The 13,217-nt window shown below is 45.2% G+C and carries 12 protein-coding genes; 3 read left to right on the top strand and 9 right to left on the bottom strand.

The window, feature by feature from the left end; all coding sequences use genetic code 11:
- Positions 1-5: 5 nt before the first annotated feature.
- On the top strand, positions 6-221 hold the full coding sequence (locus MUY27_RS01920; RefSeq protein ID WP_245128277.1) for a PLDc N-terminal domain-containing protein: 216 nt from the start codon (positions 6-8) through the stop codon (positions 219-221).
- 380 nt (positions 222-601) lie between these two features.
- Here MUY27_RS01920 and MUY27_RS01915 read toward each other — a convergent pair whose 3' ends face one another.
- The 7 genes from MUY27_RS01915 to MUY27_RS01885 all read right to left on the bottom strand — a co-directional run bounded on the left by MUY27_RS01915 (position 602) and on the right by MUY27_RS01885 (position 8,671).
- Complete coding sequence (locus tag MUY27_RS01915) at positions 602-1,882, bottom strand: MFS transporter (protein WP_245128276.1); 1,281 nt, start codon at positions 1,880-1,882, stop codon at positions 602-604.
- A gap of 58 nt (positions 1,883-1,940) precedes the next feature.
- The gene (locus MUY27_RS01910; protein WP_245128275.1) at positions 1,941-3,329 is read right to left on the bottom strand and encodes a M20/M25/M40 family metallo-hydrolase; all 1,389 of its coding nucleotides are present in this window, start codon (positions 3,327-3,329) and stop codon (positions 1,941-1,943) included.
- A gap of 211 nt (positions 3,330-3,540) precedes the next feature.
- A complete protein-coding gene (gene recG / locus MUY27_RS01905) occupies positions 3,541-5,646 on the bottom strand; it encodes an ATP-dependent DNA helicase RecG (RefSeq protein ID WP_245128274.1) in 2,106 nt (701 codons plus the stop codon).
- On the bottom strand, positions 5,643-6,575 hold the full coding sequence (locus MUY27_RS01900; RefSeq protein ID WP_245128273.1) for an EamA family transporter: 933 nt from the start codon (positions 6,573-6,575) through the stop codon (positions 5,643-5,645). Before MUY27_RS01900 ends, recG begins: the two co-directional genes overlap by 4 nt.
- Positions 6,575-6,955 carry a RidA family protein gene (locus MUY27_RS01895; RefSeq protein WP_245128272.1) on the bottom strand — a complete coding sequence of 127 codons (381 nt, stop codon included), beginning with the start codon at positions 6,953-6,955 and terminating at the stop codon, positions 6,575-6,577. Before MUY27_RS01895 ends, MUY27_RS01900 begins: the two co-directional genes overlap by 1 nt.
- Positions 6,952-7,095 (bottom strand): DUF6728 family protein, encoded by a 144-nt coding sequence (locus tag MUY27_RS01890; RefSeq protein ID WP_245128271.1) that lies wholly within the window; start codon positions 7,093-7,095, stop codon positions 6,952-6,954. Before MUY27_RS01890 ends, MUY27_RS01895 begins: the two co-directional genes overlap by 4 nt.
- Positions 7,096-7,309: 214 nt before the next feature.
- The gene (locus MUY27_RS01885) at positions 7,310-8,671 is read right to left on the bottom strand and encodes an OmpA family protein (protein WP_245128270.1); all 1,362 of its coding nucleotides are present in this window, start codon (positions 8,669-8,671) and stop codon (positions 7,310-7,312) included.
- 149 nt (positions 8,672-8,820) lie between these two features.
- Between MUY27_RS01885 and MUY27_RS01880 the strand changes: the two genes are divergently transcribed.
- Positions 8,821-10,116 (top strand): aminopeptidase P N-terminal domain-containing protein, encoded by a 1,296-nt coding sequence (locus MUY27_RS01880; protein ID WP_245128269.1) that lies wholly within the window; start codon positions 8,821-8,823, stop codon positions 10,114-10,116.
- A gap of 42 nt (positions 10,117-10,158) precedes the next feature.
- On the opposite strand, the gene meaB is transcribed toward MUY27_RS01880, so the two are convergent.
- Together meaB and MUY27_RS01870 are read right to left on the bottom strand one after the other, a co-directional pair.
- On the bottom strand, positions 10,159-11,052 hold the full coding sequence (gene meaB / locus MUY27_RS01875; RefSeq protein ID WP_245128268.1) for a methylmalonyl Co-A mutase-associated GTPase MeaB: 894 nt from the start codon (positions 11,050-11,052) through the stop codon (positions 10,159-10,161).
- 11 nt (positions 11,053-11,063) lie between these two features.
- Entirely contained in the window at positions 11,064-12,002 is a 939-nt protein-coding gene (locus tag MUY27_RS01870) for a hypothetical protein (RefSeq protein ID WP_245128267.1), read from the bottom strand.
- A 185-nt stretch (positions 12,003-12,187) separates the two neighbouring features.
- Here MUY27_RS01870 and MUY27_RS01865 point away from each other — a divergent pair, with 185 nt between their 5' ends.
- Positions 12,188-13,213 carry a glycosyltransferase family 4 protein gene (locus MUY27_RS01865; RefSeq protein WP_245128266.1) on the top strand — a complete coding sequence of 342 codons (1,026 nt, stop codon included), beginning with the start codon at positions 12,188-12,190 and terminating at the stop codon, positions 13,211-13,213.
- Positions 13,214-13,217: the final 4 nt, after the last annotated feature.

Genomic DNA, 13,217 nt, shown 5'->3' with positions numbered 1-13,217 from the left:
AAGCTATGCCATCGCTTACGCCTATCTTCAGCAGCGTCTTCGGACTCATTTTCCTCATCCTTTGGATAGGGCTGGTCATTTTTTCCGTGTTCAAAATTCTGGCTAATAAAGAGATGGACGTGAACGGGAAGATTCTATGGTTACTGATCGTGTTGATTGTCCCGATCGGTGGCGCCTTGGTTTTCCTTTTATGGAGAAACGTAAAGCGGATAGCAAATTAATCTTCGAAAGAATTTAAATACCCAGGGGCACAAGTAATTGTGCCCTTTTTGTTTAATCCCTTTGAACTTTCAAGCAATATTTTCCCCAAAAGAAAGTAGATATTCCCCACTATTCCCGTTTTGCTAAACGTCATTTTTCTCTAAAAAGCTCCTCTGCTGCATGTATAAGCACTTGCTACCAAATTGAACGCGATTGGTGCAGAAGTTGCCTTAATGATACCGGTTGATTAATAAAAAGCAAAATCTGACCGCTTGCGAAGGAAGGACGAGCTGCGAATTTTGTTGATCGCCAACCCTTTCCCCTTAATTAAAAGTCTGCACAGGTGAACAGCGTTAGCTGGATAAACAGCTAACGTTTCCACCGACAGCAACACAGCTCTTTATCTTACTTCGGGCGTATGTACGTCGCTAAGTTTTGTTGGGATCAATCCTTTGGTTTTCAGATAAGTGATACTCACGATCATCAGGGTCATGGTTCCGCCGAAGATCACCGCAGGTACGGTACCCAATATGCGTGCGGCGGTGCCGGATTCAAATGCGCCGATCTCGTTTGATGAACCGATAAACATGGAGTTAACAGCAGATACCCTTCCGCGCATTTGCTCAGGCGTTAACAACTGCATTAACGTTCCGCGGATAATTACACTAATGCTGTCAAAAGCACCTTCTGTAAACAGAAAGATGAGCGATAAGTAAAAACTCCGCGAAAGTCCGAAACAGATAATAGACATCCCGAAACCTGTAACCGCGATCAGCAGGTTCCTCCAGGGGCGGTTCATAGGCGAAAAGCGCGTCATGGCCAGCATGGTCAGTACCGCACCTAATGAAGACGTGGCCCGCATGATACCAAGCCCTTCAGAGCCCACCTTTAAGATATCGTTAGCGAAAACAGGCAGTAACGCAACTGCACCGCCAAAGAATACCGAAAACAGATCGAGACTCATGGCATAGACCATCATCTTGGTCTTGAATACAAAATCAATCCCGGCCCTTAAGCTCACCCAGATACTTTCCTTCGGTACATAAGTCGGCGGGTACTTTTTCAGCATGAATACCAGCACCAGCGATACCAGCAGGAAGAACAGGATAACCGAGAACGTTGCAGTAATCCCCACAAACCCGTAGATCAAGCCACCTGCCGCCGGGCCCAGAATCGTAGCCACCTGCCAGGCCGAACTACTCCAGGTGCTGCCATTAGGATAAAGCTCTTTGGGAATACTCTGCGCATAGATAGCAAAAGTGGCCGGGCCGTAAAAGGCACGGGCAACGCCATTGATAAAGATCATGACGTAAATAACAGGGATGATCCACCCGGTGTGGACATAAGGCGACATACTCTTCAGCGTCACCAGGAATATGCTGAATGAGGCGAAGAACACCATCAGGAAGATAGTGAGCAGCATCTTACGCTTTTCAGATTTATCGGCTACATAACCACCATACAGCGCGATACCAATGGCAGGGATAGCTTCACATAAACCCACTAAACCTAAAGCAAAGGCGCTTTTGGTTAACTGGTAAATGTAAAAACCGATGACTACCGCCTGCATCTGGTAGGCGAACGTAAAGAAAAAGCGCATACCGAGGTACGCGCGAAAATCTTTATACCGCAGGGCGGCGAAGGAATCTTTTTGGAGGATTTGACTATCTTCTTCGGACACTTTTCTTTTTAATTAAGCTACAAAAGTACAACCTTGTTCGGGTTTCACTTATAATTAATTAAAACTTGATACCATGCTGATCGATCAAATAAACCAGGGCAGCCATCGTACCTGCACCTAATTCCAGTTCGCGTTTGTTTACGTTCTCGAAAACATCGTTCGGCGTGTGGTGAATATCAAAATAGCGTTGCGAATCCGGCCGGAAACCGATCAACACCGCTGATGGCATGGTGCCGCGCAGATGACCGATATCCGAACCGCTACCACCTTCCACCAGTCGGTCGGCCTCATAGGGCTCCAGCAGGCTTTTCCAGGCAGCGTTGATGTTTTTAATGAACGCCCCGTTAACACCATCGAAACTAAATCCGCGAGGTGTAAAGCCACCCTCGTCGCTTTCTATCGCTGCCAGGTGTTCTTCTTTATTTTGCGCGGCAAGTTCTGCATACTTGGCGCCCCCACGGCCGCCGTTCTCTTCGTTCATAAACATCACCGTACGGATGGTATGTTTCGGGCGATAGCCCAGTGCTTTAAACACCCTGACTACCTCGACCGACTGCATCACGCCGGTACCATCGTCATGCGCGCCCTCGGCTAAATCCCACGAGTCGAGGTGGCCACCTACAGTAATTACCTGTTTGGCATTTTCTGTACCAGTCAGTTCACCAACCACGTTATAAGAAACCGCATCTGGCAGCGTGCGGCAGTTAGTTTTCAAAAAGAACTTTACAGGAGTTTTAGCATTGCGGATCAATTCACTTAGCTGATTAGCTGCTATGGTAGATAATGCCGCTGCGGGGATGGGCTTATTCTTCCCATAGTTGGTGGCTCCCGTATGTGGATAATCATTCTGTGCGGAAGTGAGCGAACGAACAATAACAGCCACTGCACCATATTTAGATGCCGCGCCAGGGCCAATATTACGCTGATCGCCGGCGGTACCATAGGCTGTACCCTGTTCTATAAAACGCTCATCAAATGGGCGGTTAAAGAACACAATCTTTCCTTTAATACCGGCCTCGCCCAGGCTATCCAGTTGTTTCAAACTATGCAGTTCAATCACTTCTGCGGTTACGCCATTAGCAGGAGTCGCGACAGACATACCGAGTGCAGCCAAGGCTACGGGTAGCTTTGTTTTACCGGCCAAAATGTACCCTTGCTCTTTTGCGCCACGCTCCCAATGCGGAACGCTTACTTCCTGCAGGTATACTTTATCAAAGCCATAATCTTCCATCAGTTTTTTGGTCCATTCCACAGCCTTGTGCGCATTAGCAGAACCGCTTAACCGCTGCCCGATATTCTTACACAGATAATGCAGGTTCTGGTAACATTCGCCCTTAACTAAAGCCTCGTCGAATATCTTGCGGATGTAAACAGAGTCTGTTTGTGCACTTGCGGTAAAGCTGCCTGCCGAAAAAATTAAAGCAGCGAGTATGGATTTAAACTTCATGATTGAATAAATGCGATGTGATGGTTGAAAGTTAAAAGTTTGAAACGGTATGTGCAACCGGGATTGGTCAATTGTCACTGGTAATTGTCAGTGGTCACTCTCGTCATTAGTCATTCGATGTCATCATTCATTCAATGTCATCAACGGCGGTACTATTGATTGTTATAAAAAAATGACCAATGACAGATGACCAATGACCAATGACTAAAAGCTACGAAATCTTATCCCAGCTTAAGCCCTGGTTTTGCGTTTGCAGCATCTGGCGGAGTAGCAGGTTTTCCGGGTGTTCCAGTTGCGGATCCTTTTCGAAGATCTCTTCCACTACGGTACGGGCCTGCAACAGCAATTGCTGGTCTGTAGACAGGTTAGCCACTTTCAGATCCAGCACGCCGCTTTGCTGCGTCCCTTCGATATCGCCGGGGCCGCGCAATTCCAGGTCTATCTCGGCTATTTTAAAGCCGTCGTTAGTTTGCACCATCGTATCCAGGCGGATACGCCCTTCGCGGCTTAGCTTGTGGCTGCTCATCAGGATACAATAAGATTGCTCCGCCCCACGACCAACCCGTCCGCGTAACTGGTGCAATTGCGACAGACCGAAACGCTCTGCATTTTCTATTACCATCACGGAAGCATTCGGTACATTCACCCCCACTTCGATCACCGTTGTAGCTACCATAATCTGTGTTTCGCCTTTCACAAAGCGCTGCATCTCAAATTCCTTTTCGGCAGCGGTAAGCTTGCCGTGAACGATGCTGATACGGTATTGCGGCAGCGGAAACTCTCGCGACATCACCTCGACTCCATCCATCAGGTTCTTCAGATCCAGCTTTTCGCTTTCCTGTATCAGGGGATAAACCACGTATACCTGCCTGCCTTTAGCAATCTCGCGTTTCATAAAACCAAACATCGGCAAACGTTGATTCTCGTAGTAATGGATGGTTTCTATCGGCTTACGCCCGGCGGGCAATTGGTCAATTACGGAAACGTCCAGGTCGCCATAAAGTGTCATGGCCAGGGTACGCGGAATGGGCGTAGCCGTCATCACCAGCACGTGGGGCGGCATTACATTCTTCCGCCATAGTTTGGCGCGCTGCTCTACCCCAAAGCGGTGCTGCTCGTCTATTACGGCCAACCCTAAATTCTTAAATTGCACCTTATCTTCCAGCAGCGCATGAGTGCCAATTAACACCTGCAGGCTGCCATCTTCCAATCGCTCGTGGATGCCCTTCCGGTTTTTCTGTTTTACGGAACCGGTAAGCAGTTCCACCGAAATAAAATCCTCGCCGACCATATTCCGGATAGAATGATAATGCTGTGTGGCTAAGATCTCTGTAGGCGCCATTAAACAGGCCTGGAAACCGTTATCTATCGCCAGTAGTATATTCATGAGCGCCACTACCGTTTTGCCGCTACCAACATCGCCTTGCAGCAAACGGTTCATCTGCACACCGCGCTGCGTATCTATCCTGATCTCGCGTAATACCCGTTTCTGGGCATCGGTAAGATCGAAAGGCAACTTCTGCTGGTAGAATGTGTTGAAGTAATCGCCGACCTTTTCAAATACAAAGCCTTTAAACTTCTGGTTACGCAGCAATTTATTCTTCAGCAACTTTAGTTGAATGGCAAAAAGCTCTTCGAACTTTAAGCGGTGAACAGCCTCATGCAGCTTCGTACTATCCTCCGGAAAATGAATGCCGATGTAAGCCTCACGCCTGCCCATTAACCGGAAACGGTTCAGGATGTACTGTGGCAGGTTTTCCTGAATATCTTTAGCATGCGCTTCCAATAGCGCAGCGGTAAGCTTTTGTATCCCTTTGGTATCTAACTGAAATTGCTTAAGTTTTTCTGTTGAATTGTAGGCCGGTTGCAGCGTAAGGTTCCCTTTACGCTTCATAGCCTCGGCGCTGTAAGGCTCCATTTCGGGATGAGCAATCTGCGCTTTGCCATTGAAGGCCCCCGGCTTGCCAAAAATAATGTATGCCTTACCCCTGATCAGCGTTTTCTCCACCCAGCGGATTCCCTGGAACCAAACCAGTTCCATCACACCGGTATCATCCTGTACTTGGGCCACCAGCCTTTTGGTATGTTTCTCGCCCACTGTTTCAAAACTGGTAAGCCGGGCGATTACCTGCACGTGGGGTAGGTCGGGATTAATTTCCCTTATCTTATAGAAACGTGTACGGTCGATATATTTAAAGGGAAAATGGCGCAGCAGGTCTTCAAAGGTAAAGATGCCCAGCTCTTTCTTCAGTACGTCTGCCCGCGAAGTACCTACGCCCTTCAGATAATCGATAGATGTTTTAAACAGCTGATTCAAAACAGTATGCTCGCAGGTTGCAGATTGATTTTCTTTTTAAACAAGTTAGCAATTACCTGCCAGTTAAAAACCATCACAGCAATCAAAAGTAACAGGTAGCCTAAAAGATGCGAACGCTCTATAGTTTCATTAAAATAGAAAACAGCCACGGTAAAAGAAATTACCGGGTTAATATAAATGGTGATCCCTAACGTAGACGACTGGATGCCATTCAAAGCAAAAAGGCTGAGCAGCAATGGCAGCAAGGTAAATACCAGGGCTATTAAAATAATATTGAACCAGAAATCAGCAGAAGTGGGTACATCATTGAAATCATGGATATAAAAAGGCAGTAAGATCAGGATGGCAATCATGAGTTGGAAGGCCAGCATATTGATCTTATCAAACTGGTTAAGCACCCGTTGAATCACTAAATAAATGGCATAGAAAACCGCCACGAACAGCGCCCATAATACCTGGTACAGAGAAACCGTTGACAGCAGCGCAATACTAACAACAGCAATGACCAGCCCGGCAAACTTCACCCTGGTAAGCGGCTCTTTCAAGATCATGAAGCCACCGCATGCCGTTAGCAGCGGGCAGATGAGGTAGGCAAAAGCAGCAACCTTTACCCCGATATGGTTCACCACGTAGATATACGTAAACCAGTTTGCCGTGATGAAAAACCCTGTACTAATCAACAACAAAAGCACCTTTTTACGTTCACCCGAAGGCAGGGTCTTTAGTAACGCAATATCCTTCCGGATAGTCGCTCTGCGAAAAATAAGGTTGAGCGCCCAGAGCGATACAAAAGAAGTAAAAACCCGGTAGTACAAAATCTGCTGCGGCGGATAGTGGTGCAAATGCTTTAAGGGGATAGCAAAAAAGCCCCAGATAAATGCAGCACTGATTGCCGCAGCCAGATAAATAAAAGTGCTTTTGGGTTTCATTAACCTAAAACAGCGATCACTGAAATTTCAACGTTCACGTTTTTAGGCAATGCCGCAGCCTGAACAGTTTCGCGTGCAGGATATTCGCCAGTAAAGTATGAGCCGTAAACTTCATTTACAACAGCAAAATTGCCCATATCTTTTAAAAAGATGGTGGTTTTTACCACGTTGGCAAAGTCAGCACCGGCTTCTGTCAAAATTGCCTTCAGGTTTTGCATTACCAGGGTTGTTTCTGACTGGATGTCGCCCAGTTCCAGTTCACCGGTGGCAGGGTTAAGTGCAATCTGACCGGATACGAATAAGAAATTACCTGCTTTTACAGCCTGGTTGTAAGGACCGATAGGCGCAGGAGCCTGGTTGGTGTTTATAATCGTCTTCATTTTTTCAGAAAAAATACATCAATCAACTTCCAGATAATTCCGGCCAGGAACATAATAATGGCCAGCGCATTGATAAAATGCATTACTTTAAGATTAAAGCTTTCGGGCCTGTTTGGGTCCTTTTTACGGAAAAAGTACATAGAACAAAGTTAAGCAAAACATTGGTGAATAAGGGAATTCGCCAACTCGGATAAATATCCCCACGTGCTTTCTACGAAGTACAAAAGAGGGGGTGGTAAATGTGGCTGCTGTGGCAGCGTGGCTTTCGCCAGCCAGTCATCGGGGGAAAAATCGGCCAACAAAAAAAGGCGTCCCAGAAGGAACGCCCTTTTCTTATACTAATTTTGAAAAAATTTATTTTTGTTTGAACTCAACACGGCGGTTTTGTACGCGGCCTTCTTCAGTTGAGTTGTCAGCAATCGGGTTAGTCTCGCCGAAAGCTTTTACTTTTAAACGACGTGCTTCAACACCAGAGTTAACTAAGTAAGTTTTTACTGAGTTAGCGCGGTCTTTAGACAGACGCAGGTTGTGAGCAGCAGTACCTTCTGATGAAGCGTAACCATCTAACTCAAGAGTTTTGCTGGTGTTAGAACGCAGATCAGCAGAAGTTGCGTCAAGAACTGGGTAAGAAGAAGTTCTTAATACAGAGCTGTCAAAATCAAACTGGATGTTAGAGTAAGCTGTAGCAGCAGCACCACCTACTTGTACAGTATCTTTCTTCAATGGGCAACCAGCACCATCAACTACAGTACCTGCAGGAGTGTTAGGGCATTTGTCGAATTGATCAGATACACCGTCACCGTCAGAATCTTTTTTCAGATCGTTAACTGCGTTTTCAACGTTAGTAACACGACCTTTTAAAGCTTCAACTTCCTGACGTAAAGCTGCATCATACAGTTCGTCATACATCATAGCTACCGGGTTAACCCAATCCAGGTTTGGTTTAGATTTAGATCCGATAGTCCACTCTAAACCGGCATAACCGTAAGAGTATTTGTCTTTAGTTGGGTAACCTCTTTTCAGACCGTCAAGAATGTCGTCATCAACAAAGTTTTCGGTGTAACCTAAGTTCAGAGCCCATGCATCGTTTAAACGGAATTTAACACCTGCACCTACCGGGATTACTAAGCTTTTTGCATAGTGGGTAGAACCGTCTGCGTTCTGATAAGTAGCAGTTGAATTGTTAGCGTAAGTTAAAGTAGGGTTATACCATACTAAACCAGCACCAGCAGTAACGAAGAAGTTAATTGCATTTTTGCGACGTAAGTAGTCGATAGTTGCAACGTTAACAACGCCGCTGATAGTTCCGCTGTAGAATTTAGTGTTAAACTCTTTCAGACCGTCACGAACGCCGTTAGTAGCGTCAGCATTGGTACCGTTTAATTTTCCACCGTGGAAATCTCCTTGGATACCGAAAGAGTGTGCAAGCTGCCAGCGTAATGAAGCACCATAACCGAATTTTGCATCCCAGTTAGTGAAATCATTTGAGCCACCGGTAGCTACAACAGGAGCAGTAATGCCGCCATTTAAGCCGATGCTGAATGTGTTGTACTGACCTCTGCCGCCAAATACCTTAGCGGTAGTGGTTCCAGTAGACTTGTTCATTGTGGTGTCAGTAGTGGTTGTTGTGGTTGAAGTTTGTGCTTTCACCATTCCAACAGCCATCAAAGAAGCAAATGACAAAGCGACTGTTTTCTTCAATGTAGAATAGTTCATAGTTTTTAGATTAAACAATTTTAATTGTGATTTTTTTTCAAAATTAGTAATTAAGTTTGAAACCACGACCAAACACCGTTCCAAACTTGCATTTACTACGACAAATAGAATAAAAAATTGTTTAACAAATATATGATTAAAGTATATTGATGAAATATCTCACGATAAATTCACGATTATTTACTAATAATAGAAATAATTTCGTTTGCAGACTAAAACCCAACTCAATAGCCATATTTCATGCCAATGACGAGTCCCCGCGCACCGGCGACCAAAGCTATCCGTTTAAACAAAATGCAGACCTTTTTTACCTTTCTGGCATAGACCAGGAGCAAACCATACTACTCCTATACCCTGATTGTCCTAATCCGTTGTACAGAGAAGTACTTTTTTTAAGACAAACCGATGAACACATTGCCATTTGGGAGGGCCATAAATACACCAAAGAGGAAGCCCGCGAAGCTTCCGGCATTCAGCAGATCTTCTGGCTGAGCAGTTATCAGCAAATATTGCATAGTATTATTAACTATGCAGACAATATCTACCTGAATACGAACGAGAACGACCGCTATGTACACGAAGTTCCGTACCGGGATATGCGCCGTTATAACGAGTTGAAAGAACGCTATCCGCTGCATCAGTATTTACGTGCCGCCCCTATCCTGCGCGATCTCAGGGTAGTGAAATCTGACATCGAGGTAGAACTGACCAAAAAAGCATGCAGTATTACCAGGGATGCCTTTATCCGTGTACTGAAATTTGTGAAACCCGGCGTAGCGGAATACGAAATTGAAGCCGAGATCATTCATGAATTTATCCGCCAGCGGGCTACCGGGCATGCTTACAGCCCTATTATTGCGTCCGGTAAGAATGCAAACGTGCTGCATTACGTAGATAATAACCAGGTTTGTAAAGATGGCGACGTCATTTTATTCGACTTTGGCGCCGAGTATGCTAACTACAATGCAGACCTTAGCCGCTCTATCCCCGTAAACGGAAAATTTACCAAACGTCAAAAAGATGTTTACAACGCCGTGTTGCGGGTAATGAAAGCTGCCAAACAAATGCTGGTTGCCGGCACCATCTGGAATGAATACCATGACGAGGTAGGTAAGATCATGACCGGCGAACTGATCGGCCTGGGTTTACTTGACCAGACAGATGTAAAGAACCAGAACCCGGACGCACCTTTATATAAGAAGTATTTTATGCACGGCACATCACATCACTTAGGAATTGATGTACACGATTACGCCAGCAGGTACAAAGCTTTTGAAGTGGGTAACATCTTAACCTGCGAACCCGGCATTTATATTCCTGAAGAGGGATTGGGTATCCGTATAGAAAATGATATCCTGATCACCCAAGATGGTAATATCGACCTGATGGCGGACATCCCTATTGAGGCAGATCATATTGAAGAAATCATGAACAGCCCATCCTAAATCCTTCCCAAAGGGAAGGACTTCAATATTGGAAGAATAAAATTAAGGCCTTTTTCCTTTTGAGGGGTTTGAATAGCAACTTTCAATAAACCTATAAAGATTAAAGTCAGGATATTTTAAGGCTTCGGCAATTTCCAGCCGGAGCTTTTTTTTGTCTACATCTGCCATGCGGCGTTCCTTTATCAACTGATAAGCCTTTTCGGCTGCCAATATTTCTTTTCGGTTATGCTGTTTTAAAACCGGTTGATTAATAAACGCCAGCACTTCTGCTACGCCGGTTTGTTCAGATGCTACTGTCTTAAATACCGGAACCTCCTGATGCTGATCGTACAGCAGCTTTCTCAGCTTTCCGACAAATTCATCAGCACCGGCACGGTCTGCCTTATTCACAATAAACGCGTCAGCTATTTCCATCAGGCCAGATTTGATGTTCTGGATTTCGTCGCCCGCCTCAGGTACTAACACCACTATGGTCACATCCGCCAGTCCGGCTATCTCCACTTCCGACTGCCCCACACCTACGGTCTCAACAATAATATAATCAAACCCGGCAGACCGCAGCACGTCTGTCATTTCTATTGTTTTGGCAGAAAGCCCGCCTAAAGAGCCGCGTGTGGCCAGCGAGCGGATAAATACGCGGTCATTATTAAAGTGCCCGCTCATGCGTATCCTGTCACCTAGCAGCGAACCAAAGTTAAAAGGAGAAGTTGGGTCTATCGCCAGTACGGCTACCTTTTTACCATCGGCAGTCAAACCGGAGATCAAACTATTCACAAGCGTACTTTTCCCCGCCCCCGGCGGTCCGGTGATACCGATAACGGGTACGGACTGATTAATGCTTAAGGATTTCAGCAAGTCGTCAGCACCTTTCAAATCATTTTCAACCATGGTCAAAGCCCTGGCTATAGATCTGAAATTATTTGCGCTGATTATCATGGAATTTATCGTCAGGCTTTGTTTAATTCTTTAACAATAGCTTCAAACGGCTTCTGAAAATAAAAGTCGTACCCGTTTGGCCCTTCTACTACTACATTAGGCGCAGCATGGTAGGTTTCCAAAACGCGCTTCACTTTTAAACCCTCTGCGATAGAAAATGGAAAAGACTGATTACCGATAAAGAATTTACAACCGGCAATCACTTCGGCCATCTGTTTAAAATCCTTCACCTGCAGCCATTCCAAATTAGGTATATCCTTTTTCATGGTTTCATACTCGCTCTTCACGCCGATAAATACAATATTATCGTAAGCGGCTAAAAAAGAGTAATCGATGATGGGGTTATTATACCGGCTGCTTCTTGCCAGGATGATCTTGCCTGCATAGGCGTTATCAGGCTCTGCAAAAAGCCAGGGTTTGCTCAGGTCCGCGGTCACCCCTGTTGTGTAAAAATTCCAACGGGCAATGTTACCCCTGTCCTGCTTAATACCCGCCTTTCTGAACAACGTCAGATTAATGTCTATCGGTTGGTTGGTGTAAATCTCACAACTTGTAAGATAAGGCTGCGCGTCCAGCAAGGGTTTAATCAGGTTAGCCGTAGCGGTGTTCAGCATTACATTATTTAAAGGATGCGTCATGCCCTGAGCCAGCCGAAGCGGCTGATTCAGCTTTAGCAGCAAGTTTAAAGGCACATCAACTTCGGCGCTGAGCTGTTTGATTACCGGTAAGGCATAAATAATATCACCGGCATTGCCGGAGTGTAAAAAATTGAGTCTTTTATTACGTGTGGCTATATCCTTTATTTCATCCAGCGTCAGGATAATGTTCTCTGTCAGAAAGGTATCGATCTTCTCCCGGTAAATTTGCTGTTTGTACGCGCGGTATTGCTTTTTATCAACAAAACGCCACCATGCAGAGGCAAGCATCTTCAAAGCAAATGGGTTCTTCATGGTTTGCGCGAATACTGATTTGGTTCAAAAGTACAAAAATATCAATTTGAAGAGTGAGGTATCGGACATCTGTTCAGGTTTCCCCGGCGTTAACAGATAGGTATTCATCTATACCATGCATACTTGTTATCTTTGAAAAAATATTGCCCATGTATGTACCTGCTGCGTTAGTGACTTTTGATTCGATGAAAAACACAAATTGCGGGTATTATTATTTCGGCATGGGCCTTGGCAATGCATTAATTGATCAGAACCAACAACAATTCGATCTTAATTTTTATCTGCATAAAAGAACCAGGTACCGCTTTGATGAGCGGGTTAATATCATTTACCTTTCTAAACTGCATAACCTTTATTTTCCTTTGAAGAATAAGTTTGATGTAGTCCACTTTTCAGACCAGGAGTGCAGGTTAAGGCCCTGGAAGGTAAACGCTAAAAAGATCATGACCATCCATGATATGAACAAGGTGCATTTACTGCCCGCTGGTTCAGCACCATTGCAGAAATACCTGCAAAAGCTGGGTACCTTTATTGAAAAGGTAGACAAGATTGTTACCATTTCAGAATTTGTTGCAAAGGATGTAAAACATTACTTCCCCAGGCATCAGGAAAAAGTATCCGTTATTTATAACGGCGCAGATGAATTATCTGTTACACCCGGTCACTTGCCTGCCCTGGCGCCCCAAAAGCCATTTTTGTTTACAATAGGGGTACTAACTGCCCAAAAAGGCGCTCATTTACTGCCTTCCCTGCTTCAGGACAATGATTATGAACTGGTTATTGCAGGCCCTGAAACGCCGCACAAACAAGTTATAATTGAAGAAGCGCGCCGGTACGGCTGCCTGGACCGGGTGCATATAACCGGGCCGATAACAGATAAGGATAAGGCCTGGTATTACCAAAATTGCTCTGCATTTTTATTTCCCTCGCGTTCAGAAGGTTTTGGACTACCCGTTATTGAAGCCATGCATTTTGGCAAACCTGTATTTTTATCCAGGTATACTTCCCTCCCCGAAGTGGGTGGCAATGCTGCCTATTATTTCGACAGTTTTGACCCCGCGCATATGCAGGATGTTTTTAACGCCGGCATGAAAGATTTTAGCACGGCGGATAGCACTCAAAAAATAATTGCCCAGGCAGAGAAATTTTCCTGGGAAACCGCTGCTAAGCAATACCTTGAACTTTATGAAGCTTGCTTAAGTGCATCTTAAAATC

Source organism: Mucilaginibacter straminoryzae (assembly GCF_022953055.1).
Lineage (GTDB): Bacteria > Bacteroidota > Bacteroidia > Sphingobacteriales > Sphingobacteriaceae > Mucilaginibacter > Mucilaginibacter straminoryzae.
This window is presented reverse-complemented; position numbering and strand designations above follow the sequence as displayed.

Coding starts and splice junctions, on each gene's coding strand:
- MUY27_RS01920 (WP_245128277.1), top strand. CDS start 6: ATGCCATCGCTTACGCCTATCTTCAGCAGCGTCTTCGGACTCATTTTC.
- MUY27_RS01910 (WP_245128275.1), bottom strand. CDS start 3,329: ATGAAGTTTAAATCCATACTCGCTGCTTTAATTTTTTCGGCAGGCAGC.
- MUY27_RS01900 (WP_245128273.1), bottom strand. CDS start 6,575: ATGAAACCCAAAAGCACTTTTATTTATCTGGCTGCGGCAATCAGTGCT.
- MUY27_RS01895 (WP_245128272.1), bottom strand. CDS start 6,955: ATGAAGACGATTATAAACACCAACCAGGCTCCTGCGCCTATCGGTCCT.
- MUY27_RS01890 (WP_245128271.1), bottom strand. CDS start 7,095: ATGTACTTTTTCCGTAAAAAGGACCCAAACAGGCCCGAAAGCTTTAAT.
- MUY27_RS01885 (WP_245128270.1), bottom strand. CDS start 8,671: ATGAACTATTCTACATTGAAGAAAACAGTCGCTTTGTCATTTGCTTCT.
- MUY27_RS01880 (WP_245128269.1), top strand. CDS start 8,821: ATGAAATATCTCACGATAAATTCACGATTATTTACTAATAATAGAAAT.
- meaB (WP_245128268.1), bottom strand. CDS start 11,052: ATGATAATCAGCGCAAATAATTTCAGATCTATAGCCAGGGCTTTGACC.
- MUY27_RS01870 (WP_245128267.1), bottom strand. CDS start 12,002: ATGAAGAACCCATTTGCTTTGAAGATGCTTGCCTCTGCATGGTGGCGT.
- MUY27_RS01865 (WP_245128266.1), top strand. CDS start 12,188: ATGAAAAACACAAATTGCGGGTATTATTATTTCGGCATGGGCCTTGGC.